We start from the raw sequence: 16,435 nt of genomic DNA, 5'->3' as shown, positions 1-16,435 counted from the left end.
ACGCCTAGGAGGGCAGCATCATGACGAAAGCCAACGCCACGAAGCGGTATTTCGCGGTCGGGATCACCAAGATCCTCTTCGCGACTACGCTCGCGGATCCCGAAGTCATCACCCGCGCCGAACTCACCGCGGCACTCGAGATTCAGGATGAGGTCGCTGACATCAGTGGCTTCAACACCTCCGGTGGGACGATCGACGTCCCGGACTACGGCCGCCGGTTCGTCGCGAAGATCCCGGGTCGGATCAACTCCGAGGACTCGACCCTCACCGTGTACGCGGACCTCGAGGGCGACGACCTGCGCAAGCAGCTCCCGCGCGACACCGACGGCTATCTGATCTTCATGGACGGTGGCGACGTTGAGGACCAGCCGATGGACGTCTTCCCGGTCCGAGTGACCTCAGTCGGCAAGGTCCGCTCCACCGGCGATCAGGGCTTCCAGCTCACGATCGGCTTCGCGATCACCGCGCCGCCCGCCGAGGACGTCGAGATTCCGGCGACTGCCTGATGGCAAGCATCAAAGAGCAGCTCGAGGCCAAGCGCCGCCGCACGGCGAGCGTCCTGATTCCCGTCGAGGACGCTCGCCGTGAAGCGAGCGAGATGGAACGCGCCAAGGGTCGTCTTGCTCTCGCGCTCGCGGAGGAGTCTCAGGGCGACACGTCCGAACTCGAGGCGGAGCTTGAGGCTGCTGTGTCGGCGTGGCAGGCGAAGCATGCCGAGGTGGTGTTCCAGGCGCTCGGTTCCGACGTGTACGAGGGACTCCTCGCGCCTCACTACGGCGCCGGCGGGGATCTCGACCCGGTAGCGGCGACTCCTGTCCTTGCGGCGGCGTGTGCCGTCGACGAGGACCTGCAGGACATCGACTGGTGGATCGCGCAGGTCGCGTCTGATCGGTGGTCGCGTGGTGAGCGTGCGGACCTGTTCACCGCGCTGCTGCAGCTCAACGTCGACGGCCTGTACCGCTCGGTCCCAAAAGGCTGAGTCGGGATGACACCTTCGCGGCCCGCATGGCTTATTGCGGGCCGCGAGGCATCCCGCTGAGTCAGTTCTTGGGCTGGTCGAAAGCCGACCAGTCCGCTGCCATCGGCTGGCAGCAATACGAAGCGAGGCGCTGTTCGGGATGCGGTTCCCACCCCGATGAAGGCCCGCTGCACACGCACGTCAACGTCTGCTCGACGTGCGCGCAGCTTGACACCGCGAGGTCGAGTGATGACGCCAAGGCGTCGGGCGCTCACGTAGTGCTAGCGCACGGCGAGGCGGGCACTTGCTCGCGCTGCCTTGTGGAGATTCGCGCAAACCGAAGTAGGGGGTGAGTGATGTCGTCGTCATTTCGTGATGTGATGATTCGGATCGGGCTCGACCCGTCGGCTTTTGAGCGCGGCTCCCAGGAGTTGAATGCGTTCGAGACGAACCTGATTCGTGATCGCGAGATGGCGGCGGCAAAGCTCGCGCAAGTCGAGGACCGTGCCCTCGATGCGCAGAAGAAAGTGCTGGAGGGGACCGGCGAACTTTCGTATTCCGAGAAGCGACTGCTGCGCGATCGCCAACTTGCCGCGCGTCAGGTCGAGCGCGCGGAGCAGAAGGTCGCGCAGGCTCGTGAGCAAGTGGCGCGCGGGGCCATGGTGGCCGGTGGGATGATGATCGCTCAGACTGCCGTGGCGGTGAAGAAGTTCGCGGACTTCGACGAGGCGATGTCGGGTGTCGCTGCGACCGGTGATGACGCGCGCGGGAGCCTGGCGGCGCTGCGTGAGGAGGCGATCCGTCAGGGCGCCGACACCAAGTACTCCGCGACCGAGTCGGCGAACGCGATCGAGGAACTCGCGAAGGCCGGCGTTGAGGCGAACGACATACTCGGTGGCGCGCTCACCGGTTCGTTGTCTCTCGCGGCTGCTGGTGAGCTCGAGGTGGCTGACGCTGCGGAGATCACCGCGAAGACGATGAATCAGTACAACCTGACCGGCGCGGATGCGACACGGATCTCGGATGTGCTCGCCGCCTCGGCCGGGAAGGCTGCCGGTGAGGTCTCGGATTTCGGGACTGCGATGGAGTACGTCGGACCGATCGCGGCGTCGCTCGATGTGAGTCTTGAGGAAACCTCCGGAACGCTCGCCTACTTCGCTCAGAACGGCCTTCTTGCTGACAAGGCCGGTACGGGCCTGCGCGGCGTGCTGTTGTCGATGGCCGCGCCGACGAAGAAGGCTAAGGCGGTCATGGATGAGTACAACATCTCGGCCTATGACACGCAGGGAAAGTTCATCGGGATCTCTGCGCTCGCTGGCGAGCTGCAGTCGAAGCTCGGAAACCTCAGTGATGAGGAACGCAACGCCGCGCTCAAGCGAATGTTCGGCAACGCCCAGCTCACTGCCGCGCAGATCCTGTACAAGAACGGTGCAGCAGAGGTAGAGAACTGGACCGCGAAGGTCTCCGAGCAGGGCTACGCCGCTACGACCGCGGCCACGAAGATGGACAACCTCAAGGGCGACCTTGAAAAGCTCAGCGGCTCCATCGATACCGCGTTCATCAAGTCCGGGTCCGGCGCGAACGACATCTTGCGGAAACTCACGCAGGGCGCTGAGGACGTTGTGGACGCGATCGGGTCGATACCTGAGCCGGTGTTGTCGGCCACGTCCTCGATTGTCGGTGCGGGTGGCCTCGTCGTGCTCGGTGTAGCCGGAGCGTACAAACTCGTCAAGGGGTTCAAGAGCGTCAAGGACACTTTGACTGCGCTCAACATATCGATGCGCTCGGCTTCTCTGCGAGCAGGGGCGGTTGGCCTCGCGGTGGGTGCCGGCGCCCTGGCTTTCACTGCATGGGCGAATGCCGCTGCGGATGCCAAGGCGCGCACTGAGGGATACCTGGACACGCTCGACGAGGTCGGTTCTCAAACCTCAGCGACAATGCAGAAGATCAACGATGCACTGTCATCGGATCGGCGCGACGCCTTTGATCGCTTCTTTGGTCAGGATTTCAAGAGTCTCACGACCGAAGCGGAGGAGTATGGGCTCGCGGTCGAAGATCTCCAGCAGTACATCTTGGGGAATGCCGACGCAATTCAGAAGGTGAATGCCGGCATCGACGCATTCACTGCCGCCCAAGGTGAGATTCGCCGGGACGATCAATCGAACGACTTCGTGAAGGCCCTAGATAGCGAAGCCAGTGCACTGTCAGACGCGGAGAAGCAAGCCGCGCTCAAACTGGAGGCGGACCGCAAAGCCGGTATTCAAGCGCAGGAGAATGCTGATGCGACGCAGAACGTGGCCTCGGCCACGGACAAATACCGTGAGGCGGTAGAACAAGGAACGTCGTCGTCCGAGGACTACACGGACGCTCTTAAGGAGCAGATTGACGCGCAGCGTGAAGCAGCCGGAGTCATCCTCGATCAGCGGTCTGCCGAGCGTAATTATCAGGCTGCGGTCGACGATTCGAGCAAGGCGCTCGAGGACTACAGGAAAGAGTTGGTTGACAAGTACCAGAAGCAGAGAATGAGTGAGTCCGCGGCCAAGGCGGCTGCGGAGGCGGACATCAAGGCGGGTAAGGCTCTCGACGAGCATACGGAGGCTGGTCGGAAGAATCAGGAGACGCTCGACAACATCGTCGAATCTACGTGGAAGCAGGTTGAGTCAGAGCGCGCGGCTGGTGCCTCTCAAGACGAACTGGCCGCACTCGTGAAGCGTGCCCGCACGCAAGTGGTCAAGCAGGCCGAAGACTGGGGCATGACGAAGAAGGAAGCCAAAGCCTATGCAGACGAGTTGGGTCTGATCCCGGAGGATATCCCCACGCGGGTGAGCCTGCTGACTGGAGACGCGTCGGACGCCTTGACGAAGTTCATTCAGGACGCCTCGGGTCGGAAGATCAAGATCAAGGTCGAAGCCAATGGCAAGACCACGATCAACACGGGCGCCGGCAACTCGAAGGGGATGGCGTCTGGTGGCCCGGTGCAGGGCGGTCAGCCGGGTAGGGATTCGGTGCCGATTCTCGCGATGCCGGGCGAGCACATGTGGACGACCTCGGAGGTTGACGGTGCTGGCGGGCATTCGGGGATGTTTGCGCTGCGGGCGATGGCACGTGCTGGGCTTCTTTCTGGCCTGCTCGATGGCTACGCGGATGGTGGTCCTGTCGCCACGGCGCGCTCGCGTCGCGACACCGCGAAGAAGGCGGCATCGAGAGCGCGGGAGGCGCTCGAGGTAGCTGAGGCGGCGGCCACGCGGGCGTCGCGGAAATCTCGTGACACGTCATCGAAGGACAAGGCGAAGAAGGACGCCGCGAAGACCGCGAATGATGCGGCGAAAGATGCGTTGAAAGCGGCCCGGGCGACGAAGAGAGAAGCCGACCAGGAGTATAAGGACGCTCAAGAAGCGTTGAAACGGGCGAAGTCGGATCAGGCGGAACGCAAGACCCGCGCTGCAGAGTTGTCCGTTTCGGTGCGTCGTGGAGAGATCGCCACGTCAGTGACGTCCGGTGGTGGCCTGGCGCAGGTGGACCAGTTGCGCTCCTGGTCGGTCGATTCGGCGCTCTCGCCGTCTCAGCGCAAGAAGTTGAAGGCGTTGAGTGAGGTGATGGAAACCCGGATCACGAGTTTCAACACCCGGATGGAGAAAGCGAACAGCGCGCTGCAGGAGATGGGGTCGGTTGTCGAGTCGGTCTCGGGTTCGCTGTCTGCGGAGTCATCCCTGCGCGACCTGACGTCATTGACGTCGACGGCCGGGTTTGGTGCTGCTCCCTCCGGCGCCGCGATGGTCACCTACAAGACCGGGCACAAGGAACGCCTGAAGTCTTTCAGCAGGAAGCTGAAGGCTCTAGCGGCCGCCGGCGCGCCGGCATCTCTGGTCAAGGAAGTCGCTGGGTACGGCTCCGTCGATGGGGCTGCGCTCGCGGATTCGTTGCTCGCTGATCAGAAGTCGCTCAAAGAGATGTCGCTGCTGTATGGCGATGGTCCGGAGTCGATCTCGTACTGGTCTCAGCAGGGCGGCCAGGCCGTCAGCGAGTCGATGGGCGCAGGCGGGTATGCCGCAGCGAAGGCGCTTGTGGACACGTTGACGGCGGAGGGTGTGTCGATCGGAGCGGAGATCGCGAAGGGGTTTGCTTCTGCAGCGGACGTCACGATCGACACGGTGACGGGCAAGGTAACTGCGAAGCCGGCGTCGAAGAAGGCTTCCTCGTCGAAGAAGTCGACACCGAAGAAGACGGTGAAGAAGAAGGCTCTCGGCGGTAGTGCGCAGGCTGGTGAGCCGATCCTGGTTGGTGAGGGCGGGCCGGAGGTTTACTGGCCGGATCGGCCCGGTCATGTGGTGTCGGCGTCGTCAACTCATCGGGTGTTGTCGGCGCTCGACGCGTCGCTGTATGCCCGCCCTGAACGGCAGCTCTCAGCGCTGTCCACGGTTGATGCGTTCCGGGCTGCTATGTCGGGCATGTCGTGGAGGGTCGACGTTCGCAACGAGGTTGGTGGTGAGACGGCCGCGAAGATCGTCCTGCAGGGGACGGAACGCGCCCGGATGCGCGGGGCAACAGTGAGGGGAGTGCCACTGTGACGTTCTACATCGGCCCGTTGGGCGGCCTTGTGGCAGTCGAGGGCGTGCAGCCGGAGGTGCCGATCACGCCGTCGCGTGGGGTTGAGGAGACACAGATGGACGACGGGTCGCTCATGATCCGGGACACGCCGTTCGCGCCGCGCCGTTGGTCGCTGCAGCTGCGTCCGTGGATGCCGGCGAGAGAGGCTCGCGTCCTGCAGGCGGCAGCCGGGCGTCTGCTCGGTGATGTGTGGCTGTTCGACGATTCGCTTGCGCGCGAGAACATGGTGCACCTGCATCAGGTTGCCGGGTCTGACGTCGATGGGTTCGGCCGCGTCGATTGCCACGGCCTGTGGCTGCGCTCTTTTGTGCCCGGGGCGAACTCGTCGAGGTCGGTCACTCGTGAGGCCCGTTATGCGACCGTGGATTCGCAGGCCCCCTACCAGGTCGGCCCGAACCTTTGTCGTATCGATGCGACGTCGTCGTTGCTCGCCAGGATTGCATTGCCGTTCCTCCCCGCAGGGGCCGCCTTTCTCGATGCGAGCCTCAAACTGTTGCCGTCGATATCCGGAGCCCTCACCGGAGGTACGGTCCGTCGCACGGGGGCGGGCTGGTCACCCGACCTGGTCGCATTCAACAACGCGCCCGACTTGGCTGGCGCGCCGATTGGCTCGCTTCCAGCAACTTTCGGCAATGCCGAGATCACGATTCCGATCAGCCTCGACGTGACCGACTTCGGTACCGACGTCAACCTGGCATTGACGGCAACCTCCGGCGGGCTGCACTCGAACTACGGGCCGGTCCTGGTCGTCAACTACACACTCGCTGAGGGGGAGGACGCTGTCCGTCAGGTCCTTGTGAGGGGTGCTCGTCCGGTGAATGTGTCGGTATTCACTGACGCGGGTCCGGCGGCCGTGGTCGGTTCCGTTGCTGGCCCTGGCGTGGCGGCGCCTCTGACGGCGGGCGCCGACGGGCGGGCGGAGGTCACAGTGACGCCGTCGAGTGACGGCGTGCTTGTGGTGACGCTCGCCGGAGGCGCACAGCCCGGTCTTGTCTCGGGATTGCAAGTTGTCGAGGGCTTTGAACCGCCAGACCTGTTCGTGCCGGGTCGTGGCGCGTGGGCGCGCGTGCATGTGTCGGATCCGGGTCAGGTGCTGCAGATCGCGGAGGCGGGCCGGGATGCACTCAGCGATTGGACTGTGGAATTTGTGGAGATTGGCCGGCCAGGTGATGTGCCGTGAGGGTGCTTCCTGCGGGCTGGCCGGACCAGGACGCGCCGGACTCTGTCCTGCCGTCCGCCTATATGGTCGTGCCGGGCGGGTCGTGGCCGCCTGCGCGTGATGGACTGCCGGCGGGTGTCTCGCGTGTGGTGTCGTGGCAGGTGTCACGGGATCTGACCGGCGGCACCCTCCCGGGGCAGGTGCGCGGGGCGACGGGCATGTCGATCGGGTCGGGGCAGGTGGTGATCGCCCAGCCGGAAGCAGTGCACGCCTCGATGTTGCCGTGGCGCCGGGATCCGCAGTTCACGGTCCCGGACGGCGAGTTCATGGCCGAGGTTGTGGTGTCGCATGACGGCCCGCACGGCTGGACGGCTCTGTCGTTGGGCCGGTTCGTCGCGCAGGTGCGGTCGGGCTCGCGGTCCGGAGCGACGATCACAATTGACCTGCTCGAGCAGACCACGCAGTTGCGCGCTCCGCTCAAGTTGACGCCGCACATCGACGCGACTGGCGGCTCGCGGACGATTGAGGCCGCGGGTGTCGTCGAGCAGCTCGCGCGGCGCGTTGGGCTGCATGCGTGCCCGCCGGCGTCGGCAGCGGCGCTCGCGGCTATGCCGCTCGTGGGGTCGCTGACGCAGGAGCGTGGTGGCGTGCAGTCGCGTGGCGCGGGCTCGTTGTGGGCGCCGGCCGGATGGCAGGCGTGGCCGGATGGACAGGTCGGTCCGGCCCGCTCGACGGCGCTCGATGGCTGGTTGGGCGCGAGCTCGTGGATCTTCCAGGAGTGGTTTGTGACGCTGGACGTCGACGGCCTGCCGGCTGTGTGGTCGACCGCGGCGGGATTGCGGATCCGGCTGCAGGACACGGCCGGGAACGCCACGGACTTCTACCTCTCGGCCGCGCATTTCGGGGCGAGCTCGGCGACGGCTTGGACGCCGGGAGCCTCGAAAGTGCATCCGGATCGCCTCGAGTTGCATGTTGTGCGGTCGTCCGCCACGACCGTCACCTGCAGTGTCCGGTCGGGCCCGGATGCCCCGTGGTCGGCAACGGCCTCGGCGACGGTGTCGTCCGGCTTCCCGCGGTCCGCGGCTGACAATTTCACGCAACTCGAGGTGAAAGCCGGTACGACTCCGGTCGCTGTGCGAGGAATCCAGGTTACGACCGCGGCCGACCCGGCTGTCTGGGCTGAGCCCACTGCCCACATCGAACCGTCCGGCGTCACCCTGCAGGCGCTGCTGCTGGATTCTGTGACCGACGCGTGGGGAACCATCCGCGAAGTCGCCGCTGCGACGATGTCCTCGGTCTGGCTCACGGAAACCGGCGTGCTGATGTTCCGACGGCTGATCGACACGGACCTTCTCACCCCGAAGCGGGTTCTGCAGGTCGCGAACCGGCTCACGGATTTGCCGTGGACATCGGACCCGGCTGACATCGCCGACCGCGTCTCGATCACCGCGACCCCGCCGGTGATCCGTACCGATGCATCCGGCTCGATCCTCGTGTGGGAGGCAACGGACCCTGTCGTCGTCCCTGCGAAGGGATCCATCGACATCCCGGTCGAGCACGTCGGCATGACCGTCAGCGTGTACGCCCCGTGGCAGCGCTCCGTGACGGGCCTCGAATCGTCCGGATCCAGGTGGATGGCCCTCGACTCGTCCCTGACTGTGGTCACCTCCGGAATCACGATCTTCACGATCGGGGACGCCACCAACGGCTGCACACTCCGTATCGTCAACGACAACGCACTCGCGGTATCGATGGTCAACTCGGCCGCCGCTCCGTATCTCGTGCTCCGCGCTGAAGTCTCAGCGACGGCGGGTGAGCAGATAGAGGTAGCGGCGGGTGTGGGCGAAGCCGTGGCGAGATCTCCGTTGCAGGTCGACATGGGGGCGTGGGGAGATCCCGTGACCGCGGCCCGGGCCCTGACCTGGCTCAGCTCGCAAGCCTCGCGGGCGCGCTGGACCGTCACCGGCGTCGAGCGGCCGGCCGACTTCCGCGAGCAGCTCGGCGACGTCCTGATCCTGGCTGACGAGGAAACCGACCTGCGTGTCAAAGCACTCATCACCGGCATCGAGTGGACCGGATCTGCCGTAGGCATCAAGCAACGCGACTCCTATGCGGTCCTAGGCGTCACCAACGCCGACATCGCACGCGCATTCTCGGGACTCACCAACGCACAGCTGATCTCAACGATCACCGCGAACGCCGCCGGCACTACCAACGCTGCCGCCATCCGGTGGCTTGACGAGAGGAGCATCTGATGGCAACCCCGCAAGACAGTGTGGCACCACCGCAACTCACCGACGGCGGGCCTGGTGAAGTCGTCCCCGGCCGCGCATCGTGGGTCCAAGCCTCGATCGACAACTCGCAATGGCTCGCCGGCCTATCGCCCGCCGGCGCCACCCAGCACGAAACCTCGTGGACGGATCTCACACCCGCCACAGGCTGGGCCTCGACGGCCGGCCAGCAACCTCAGATCATGCGCGAAGGCAAAACGATCTGGCTGCGAGGAGCGTTCACCCGCTCATCCGTCGCCGGCCTCCTGACCGCGATCTGCCAACTCCCCGCCGGCACCTTCGACACGACACAAACCCGATACATCGGCTCAGGCGTCACCTCCACCGGCCTCGTCTACGAGCTCATCGTCTCCGCGACAGGCATGCTCACCATCAGCGGATACACCACGATCGCCGCTCAAACCGGCTTCGCCCTCCCCATCGCCGCATCCTGCAGGATCCCGTAATGGGCACCACATCGACACTGCCCGATCAGATCCGGCAAGTAATCTCCTCCCTCAACCTCGCCGTCGAGAACCAAGCCACCGAGAACGCCTCACTCGCCACAGCGATCGCCTCCGCGCAAACCAGCGCCGACGGCAAAACCACCAACTACTACGGCCCCGACGAACCAGCCATGGGCGCACTACAGATCGGCGACACCTGGTTCGACACGGCACACGACTTCCGCATCTCCCGCTGGGACGGCAGCACCTGGATCGCCGCCCAATTCGGCAACGCCGCGCTCGCGGCTATCGACGCAGCGAAGATCACGACGGGCACGCTCGATGCGGCGCGACTTGCCGCGCATTCGATCACGACGGGCTTGCTGGCGGCCGACGCGATCGATGGTATGACGATCACTGGCACGATCATCCGCACGGCTGCGTCGGGTGCTCGTATCCAGCTCGACAGCGTGAACGGGATCCGCGGCTTCGATGCGAGCAACGTCGTCAAAACGCAGATCACCACAGGTGGGGTCCTGACGGCGGTCGACGCGACGATCACGGGGACGGTGCGCACGGGTCCCGTTAGTGGCTTGCGGTGGGAACTCTCCCCCATTCCAGGGGACGACGGCCGCCTGGACATCAACATGATGAACGCCGCGGTGACAGGGCCTGCAATACAGGGCGGGATGCGCGCCACCATGAATTTCCTGAACATATTTGGCGGGGTACAACACAAGGACTCCAACCGGATATGGCTCAGCCCCAGCCCAAACGCCCCAGGTGGGGTGTACGGGGACATATCGCTCTTTCCGGGTGCGGTTGGCATCGGTTCATCAGGCACACTCCAACTGACAGGCTCAATCGACTTCACCACCACCGCCACCAAGCGCACTGCCCGCACCTCCCTCGGCATGTACGACGACGACACGTACGACACCGGGTGGGTGACAGTCACGCCAGCAGTGGGATATACCGGCGCTGCGTATGTCCGGCGGATCGATAGCACCGTGTACATGCGGAATCTGATCACGGTGCCGGCCTCTGTCGCCGCCAACACGACCTACACGTGCTGCACGCTGCCGACTGGATACCGGCCGGCATCTGGCTCGAACGGCATCCCGTCGATTTTCACCAACGGGGAGATCGCATGGGGTTCGGTTGCGTCGACGGGCGTGTGGTCGTTCCGCAAGCCGACTGCGGGAACGGGCGTGCTCATGTCCGCCGGGTCATGGCCGGTCAACTAGGAGACGCAATGCAACCTGATTTCAATCCCGACGAGTTCGTCGCTTCTACCGTGGCCTGCGCTCAGAGCGACTGCCCGAGTCGAGACGTGGCCTTCACGGTGGCTCACCCGCCCGGCGGTCTCATCCTGTGCGGCGCATGTGGCACGACTCTGATCGACCGATCACCCAACCCTGAAGATGGAGACCTCCCCGATGGACATTGACATCAACGACCTCGTCGCCCGATATGACGCCGAACTCGCCAAAGCGAACCAGCGTGCGATCTTGGCTGAAGCCACTGCCGCAGCTGCGCAGAAGCGCATCGTCGAACTCGAGGCTTCGTCCAGTGAGGAGGCGAGCGCGTGACTCCACCTCCCGAGGGCACGCCGGGGTGGGCGTGGCTCCTGGCCGTCGTCACTGTCGCGCTCATCACCGCGATCACCTCGTGGGTGACGGCGCTGCCCGCCCGGCGCGACGCGGCCGCGTCACGGCAGGCCGCCGAGGTCGCTGCCCACGAGGCCCGCCCGAACTCTGGCGGGTCTATGCGCGACGCCATCAACCGCATCGAGGCCCGGCAGGTCGAGCAAGGGAAAGAGATCGGCGAGATCAAGAAAGACATCGGCGGGCTGAGGGCTGACCATCGTCAGGAACGCGAGGACCGCGCCAACGGGGACCGGAACATCTGGGACACGATCAACCGAGACGCGGGTAGCCGGCCACCGTGGTCGCCGCCCATCAACTGACACCCAACCCGCTGCAGCGGGTTTTTTCATGCCCAAGGAGGCACTGATGGCAACGAATGGAAAGTTGACCGTGTTGTCGCTGAAAGCTGTCGGCGGCGGTCATAAGTTCGAGAAGCGCGCCGCTGCATCGTGGTTGCGCATGGTCGAAGCGGCGAAGGCCGACGGGATCACGCTCACCCTAACGGACTCGTATCGCCCCTACGCGGTCCAGGAGACGATCTTCCGCGCCCGGTACACGACGACCTGCATCGCCGGTCGTCCGTCGAAGCTGTGGCAGGGCAAGCGCTGGTATCAGCGGCCCGGCACCGCGACCGCCGCCGTGCCTGGCACGTCGAATCACGGGTGGGGCCTGGCCGCTGACATCGCCGGCGTCTACTACGCGGTCGGTGGGCAACGCGGCGCCGCCGCAGCGTGGCTCGCGCAGCACGCGGGCAAGTTCGGCTGGGTCCGGCCTGCGTGGGCATTCGAGGCGCTGTTCTGGGAGCCGTGGCATTTCGAATACGACGCGAGCCGCGACGTCAAAGGCCGTGACGTCGGGAAGTACCTGATCGTCAAGCCGACCGGTAACAGCCGCACGATGGCGTTCTATCGGACGCACGCCGCGAAGGGGACGCAGATCACCCGTCGAATCAAGCCGGGCAAGAGGATCAACGTCACCTTGAAGTGGCGGAACAAAGTGCAGACCAAGAAGAAGGACTGGGGCAAAGCCTCGAAAGTCAGGAAGGTGAAACCATGACCACCACTGAATCCACCGCGCTGAGCGATCGGGTCGTCTCGATCCTGCGCACCGCTGTCCCGACCCTCTGGGGATCCGCCGTCGTATGGCTGCTCGCGCTGATCCCGGCACTCGAGTCCGTCCGTGACGCGCTGCTATCGACCGGCGTGCGCGAACTCGTCGTCGGTGTGGCGATCGTCGTCTGGTACGCCCTGTGGCGTTGGCTCGAGCCGAGGATGCCCGACTGGCTCACGCGGCTGGTCCTGGGTTCCGCACGCGCACCTGGCTATGCGCTGCTTGCCGGTCCGGTTGCCGAGATCACCGACGTCGACGGGCGTCCCGTGCGCGTCGACAGCAATGGGATCCCGATAGTCGAGGACTCTGGGACGGCAGGCGATCACTAGCCGGAATATTATCCGGCATATTTTCATGCCCAAAGTCACATCAGATCGCCCCGCCCTCCGCAAAGGAAGGCGGGGCGATCTGATGCGTTCGGCACCTTGTAGGCGATCAACTTTTCGCAGTGGCTGCTGCAATTTTGCTGCAATTTTCACTGCCTCAATAGTCAAGGCTTAGTAAAGTACCTGGTCAAACTAGTGGGCCCCGTGGGGCTCGAACCCACGACCTACGGATTAAAAGTCCGGAGCTCTACCAACTGAGCTAGAGGCCCTTCGCGCGGCTCAGGCCGCGCGAAGCGTGTCGACGTTCACGTCGCTACGCCACGAAAGCCTATCGCCACAGCGCGCACTTTGCCGAATCGCGATGCGCCGTTCGCCACACGACAGCACAGTTCGCCGCAGGGCGACCGGTCCTTCCCTGGTATCGCTCGTACCGGCACCCCCATCGCCAGTCCGTCTACCGCCCCGGCACGCTCACCGCCCCCGGCACGCTCACCGCCCCGGTGAGCAGCCACAGGATGCCCAGGGCGCCGGCCGCAACGACGAACAGGAAGAAGAGGCCGACCCAGAACCAGCCGGGCAGGACGGTCAGCCGCGCCAATTCGTCGGCATCCGATCCCGACGAGCCGCCCGCCCGCCGCCGCTCGGCCTGCATCTCGATAACGGGTCTTGCCGCACCGAGCAGCAGCAGCCAGGTGAGCCCCACTGCGACGGCCGCGACGATAGTGTCGGACCCCCGCCACACCACGAGCCCCAGTCCTAGCCCCGCGACGATGATCGGCACGAGCCCGAACCAGTTCCGGATCCAGATCAGCATGAGCGCGAGCGTGACGATCCAGAGCCACACCACCGCGGTGTAGCGCCCGGTAGCTATCAGCCCCGCGCCGATCAGCCCGGCGACGGCGGGCCCGGGGTAGCCTGCCAGCGCCGTAAGGATCATCCCGAATCCGCGAGCCTTGCCGCGCGAGGTCGTGAGCCCGGACGTGTCGGCGTGCAGTCGGATGCCCTGCAGCCGCCGTCCGGTGAGCACCCCGATGGCGGCGTGGGAGCCCTCGTGCGCAATCGTGATGATGTGTCGCACCCATCCCCAGGTCGTCGGCGTCACGATGAGCGCGAGCACGCCCGCACCGATCAGCACGGTCCACGACGTGCTCAACGGCTCGCTCACGACCCGCGCGGAGTCCCACCAGTTGCCGAGTCCCGAGAAGAATGCGCTCATGGGGGAATCACACCACACCGTCTGCGCGTTATTACTGAGACAGGCGCTAGGGAAGGGGATCTACATGACCTACACAGTCAACAAGTCCGAGGAGGAGTGGCGCGAACTGCTCACGCCCTTCGAGTTCTCCGTCCTTCGTGAGGCGGCGACCGAGCGCCCCGGCACTGGGGCGCTTTTGGACGAGTTCCGCCCCGGCAAATACTCGTGCCGGGCCTGCGGCGCGCACCTCTTCGACGCCGACACCAAGTTCGAGTCGCACTGCGGCTGGCCCAGCTTCTTCAAGGCGGGCGACGCCGCAGTCGAGCTCATCGACGACTACACCCACGGCATGGTCCGCACCGAGGTTCGCTGCGCAAATTGCGGCTCGCACCTGGGTCACGTATTCAATGACGCGCCCCAGACCCCGACGGGCCAGCGCTACTGCATGAACTCGGCGTCGCTCACCTTCACGCCCGATCCGCGCTAGCGAGAACACCGCTTGTGGATGTCGGCCTCCGATAACCTGCCAGATCTACCCGACGCCGTATGGTGAGAGCACCGGTTGTGGTCGTGGAACACACGGGATATCGGGTGTTCCACGACCACAACCGGTGTCGGCCCGTGCTCGGTAGTTAGTTGCTGACTGCTCGCGGACCGCACGGATCGGGGTCGGCGCGTTCCAGATCGTCGGCGAAGCGCTTCAACAGCAGCGTGAACTGCGCCAGGTCGGCCTCGTCCCAGTCGTCCAGCGCCACGCGTAGCGAAGCGATCTGCCTGGTCTTCATCTCCTGGACGAGTCCCAGCCCCGCCTCCGTGAGTGTGAGGCAGACGGAGCGGCTATCGTTCTCGTCCGCGTCGCGCGAGATCAGCCCGAAGGACTCCAGGCGCGCAACCTGCCGGGACATGGTGCCCTTCGACACGCCCTGCGCCCCGGCGAGCCCGGAGAGCGTCGCCCCGGGGGTTCGGTGCAGGAAGCTGAGCAGCGAGTACGTGCTCGGGTCGAGTCGAGTGTCGAGCCCGCTGAGCGATCGCTGCGAGATGCGTCGGCCGCGGCGGATCACGACCGCGAGCGCGCGCAACAGCGTGGTGTGCTGGTCGGTCAGTTCAGGGCTCACGCTTCGACAGTCTGTCCGGCCGCCTGCTCCTCGCGCAACTCGATGCCGCTGCGGCGCCCGAGGGGGACCTCGCGCAGGAAGAACAGCGCGATGAGCGCGATCAGGGCGACGGGCGCCCCGATGAGAAACATCTCGGGGACGGAGACGCCGTAGGCGTGCTCCACGATCGGCACCAACTTCGGATCGAGTTCCGACAGCGACGGCATCGAGCTGCCGCTCATCGAGCCAGCGGGAATGCCGATCGCCGAGAGTCCGGCGATGAGCTCGTCCTTAACACGGACTGCGAGCACGGAACCGAGCGCTGCCACGCCCATCGCGCCGCCCATCGTGCGGAAGAAGGCGACGGCCGAGCTCCCCGCGCCAATCTCGGAGATCTCGATGGAGTTCTGCGTGACGAGCACCAGGTTCTGCATCAGCATGCCCACCCCGATACCCACGAAGAACAGCGACGCGAAGATCGCTGCGAGTGGCGTCTTCTCGTCCACCAGTCCGAACGATGCGAGCGCCAGGACCAGGATGGTTGAGCCTGCGATCATGATCCGCTTGTACCGGCCGGATGCCGAGATGAGGTTTCCGGAGATCGTGGACGCAAGGAACATGCCGACGACGGTCGGCAGCGAGGCGAGGCCCGCGATCATCGTGGAGTAGCCGCGGGCGAGCTGCATGTACTGGCTCAGGAACACCGACGAACCGAAAAGGGAGACGCCGATCGCGGCGCTCGCGATGACGGCGATGACGAAGGTGCGGTTCTTGAACAGATGCATCGGCAGCAGTGGTTCGGGACTGCGCAACTCGACCATGACGGCCGCGATCAGCGCGATCAGCGCGCCGCCGACCATAACCCCCGACTGCCACGACGCCCACGCGAAGTCCGAGCCGGCGAAGGTCACCCACAGCAGAAGCGTGGCGACGCCCAGGCTGATGAGCGCGGCACCCACGTAGTCGATTCGGACGCGCTTGCGAGGGCTAACGGGCAGGCGCAGGGTGCGCTGGATGGTGATGATCGCGACGATGGCGAACGGAAGAGTCAGGTAGAAGATCCAGCGCCAGCCGAAGTGCTCGGTGATGAAGCCGCCGAGCACGGGCCCGCCGACCATGGCGACACCGGTCACGGCGCCGACGTAGCCCATGTACTTACCGCGCTCGCGCGGCGAGATGATGTCCGCGATCAGCACGGGGCCGAGTGCCATGAGGCCACCGGCACCGATGCCCTGCAGGGCGCGGAAGGCGATGTGGATACCCACTCCGTTCGCCATGCCGGCGAACGCGCTGGACACCACGGAGATGATCAGTGCGATCTGGATGAGGCGCTTGCGGTCGACGAGGTCGGCGAGCTTGCCCCAGATCGGGGTGCTGATTGTCGAAGTGAGGAGCGTCGCGGTCACGATCCAGGTGAACGATGCCTGCGATCCGCCCAGATCGGACACGATGACGGGCAGGGAGGACGAGATGATCGTCGTGGACAGGACCGATACGAACAGACCGACGAGGATCCCGGAGAGCGCTTCGAGTACCTCGCGCCGCGGGCGGATAGGGGCGTCGACGATAGGAGTTACGGGGGAGTCATTAGTTGTTAGTTGAACTGAAGTCACCCCGCCA

At 65.3% G+C, this 16,435-nt stretch carries 15 protein-coding genes and 1 tRNA gene; 12 read left to right on the top strand and 4 right to left on the bottom strand.

Annotated features, from left to right (window positions below):
* Window positions 1–20: 20 nt before the first annotated feature.
* The 11 genes from FB461_RS09545 (at window position 21) to FB461_RS12155 (ending at window position 12,529) form a co-directional block, all read left to right on the top strand.
* Window positions 21–506: a phage tail tube protein gene (locus FB461_RS09545; protein ID WP_142121503.1), complete on the top strand. Its 486-nt coding sequence runs from the start codon at window positions 21–23 to the stop codon at window positions 504–506.
* The gene (locus FB461_RS09540; protein WP_142121501.1) at window positions 506–979 is read left to right on the top strand and encodes a hypothetical protein; all 474 of its coding nucleotides are present in this window, start codon (window positions 506–508) and stop codon (window positions 977–979) included. Before FB461_RS09545 ends, FB461_RS09540 begins: the two co-directional genes overlap by 1 nt.
* A gap of 335 nt (window positions 980–1,314) precedes the next feature.
* A complete protein-coding gene (locus tag FB461_RS09535) occupies window positions 1,315–5,526 on the top strand; it encodes a phage tail tape measure protein (protein WP_142121499.1) in 4,212 nt (1,403 codons plus the stop codon).
* Window positions 5,523–6,746 carry a hypothetical protein gene (locus FB461_RS09530; protein WP_142121497.1) on the top strand — a complete coding sequence of 408 codons (1,224 nt, stop codon included), beginning with the start codon at window positions 5,523–5,525 and terminating at the stop codon, window positions 6,744–6,746. The genes FB461_RS09535 and FB461_RS09530 overlap by 4 nt, the downstream gene beginning before the upstream one ends.
* Complete coding sequence (locus FB461_RS09525; RefSeq protein ID WP_142121495.1) at window positions 6,743–8,980, top strand: hypothetical protein; 2,238 nt, start codon at window positions 6,743–6,745, stop codon at window positions 8,978–8,980. The genes FB461_RS09530 and FB461_RS09525 overlap by 4 nt, the downstream gene beginning before the upstream one ends.
* A complete protein-coding gene (locus tag FB461_RS09520) occupies window positions 8,980–9,462 on the top strand; it encodes a hypothetical protein (RefSeq protein WP_142121493.1) in 483 nt (160 codons plus the stop codon). The genes FB461_RS09525 and FB461_RS09520 overlap by 1 nt, the downstream gene beginning before the upstream one ends.
* On the top strand, window positions 9,462–10,688 hold the full coding sequence (locus FB461_RS09515; RefSeq protein ID WP_142121491.1) for a hypothetical protein: 1,227 nt from the start codon (window positions 9,462–9,464) through the stop codon (window positions 10,686–10,688). Before FB461_RS09520 ends, FB461_RS09515 begins: the two co-directional genes overlap by 1 nt.
* 192 nt (window positions 10,689–10,880) lie before the next feature.
* Window positions 10,881–11,033, top strand: a complete 153-nt coding sequence (locus FB461_RS12030) for a hypothetical protein (RefSeq protein WP_170222692.1) — start codon at window positions 10,881–10,883, stop codon at window positions 11,031–11,033.
* Window positions 11,030–11,410, top strand: a complete 381-nt coding sequence (locus tag FB461_RS09510) for a DUF2746 domain-containing protein (protein WP_142121489.1) — start codon at window positions 11,030–11,032, stop codon at window positions 11,408–11,410. Before FB461_RS12030 ends, FB461_RS09510 begins: the two co-directional genes overlap by 4 nt.
* A gap of 46 nt (window positions 11,411–11,456) precedes the next feature.
* On the top strand, window positions 11,457–12,146 hold the full coding sequence (locus tag FB461_RS09505; RefSeq protein WP_170222691.1) for a M15 family metallopeptidase: 690 nt from the start codon (window positions 11,457–11,459) through the stop codon (window positions 12,144–12,146).
* Window positions 12,143–12,529, top strand: a complete 387-nt coding sequence (locus FB461_RS12155; protein ID WP_211349889.1) for a hypothetical protein — start codon at window positions 12,143–12,145, stop codon at window positions 12,527–12,529. The genes FB461_RS09505 and FB461_RS12155 overlap by 4 nt, the downstream gene beginning before the upstream one ends.
* A 193-nt stretch (window positions 12,530–12,722) precedes the next feature.
* On the opposite strand, the gene FB461_RS09495 is transcribed toward FB461_RS12155, so the two are convergent.
* Both FB461_RS09495 and FB461_RS09490 read right to left on the bottom strand, forming a co-directional pair.
* Window positions 12,723–12,795 (bottom strand) — tRNA-Lys (locus FB461_RS09495).
* A gap of 185 nt (window positions 12,796–12,980) precedes the next feature.
* Window positions 12,981–13,742, bottom strand: coding sequence for a M50 family metallopeptidase (locus FB461_RS09490; RefSeq protein WP_142121485.1), 762 nt, complete (start codon window positions 13,740–13,742; stop codon window positions 12,981–12,983).
* 64 nt (window positions 13,743–13,806) lie between these two features.
* Here FB461_RS09490 and msrB point away from each other — a divergent pair, with 64 nt between their 5' ends.
* A complete protein-coding gene (gene msrB, locus FB461_RS09485; RefSeq protein ID WP_142121483.1) occupies window positions 13,807–14,208 on the top strand; it encodes a peptide-methionine (R)-S-oxide reductase MsrB in 402 nt (133 codons plus the stop codon).
* A 145-nt stretch (window positions 14,209–14,353) separates the two neighbouring features.
* Here msrB and FB461_RS09480 read toward each other — a convergent pair whose 3' ends face one another.
* Both FB461_RS09480 and FB461_RS09475 read right to left on the bottom strand, forming a co-directional pair.
* Window positions 14,354–14,836 carry a MarR family winged helix-turn-helix transcriptional regulator gene (locus FB461_RS09480; protein ID WP_142121481.1) on the bottom strand — a complete coding sequence of 161 codons (483 nt, stop codon included), beginning with the start codon at window positions 14,834–14,836 and terminating at the stop codon, window positions 14,354–14,356.
* Window positions 14,833–16,428 (bottom strand): DHA2 family efflux MFS transporter permease subunit, encoded by a 1,596-nt coding sequence (locus FB461_RS09475; RefSeq protein WP_246046191.1) that lies wholly within the window; start codon window positions 16,426–16,428, stop codon window positions 14,833–14,835. Before FB461_RS09475 ends, FB461_RS09480 begins: the two co-directional genes overlap by 4 nt.
* Window positions 16,429–16,435 lie beyond the last annotated feature (7 nt).

The sequence above is a fragment of the Rarobacter faecitabidus genome, from assembly GCF_006716265.1.
GTDB lineage: Bacteria > Actinomycetota > Actinomycetes > Actinomycetales > Cellulomonadaceae > Rarobacter > Rarobacter faecitabidus.
This window is presented reverse-complemented; position numbering and strand designations above follow the sequence as displayed.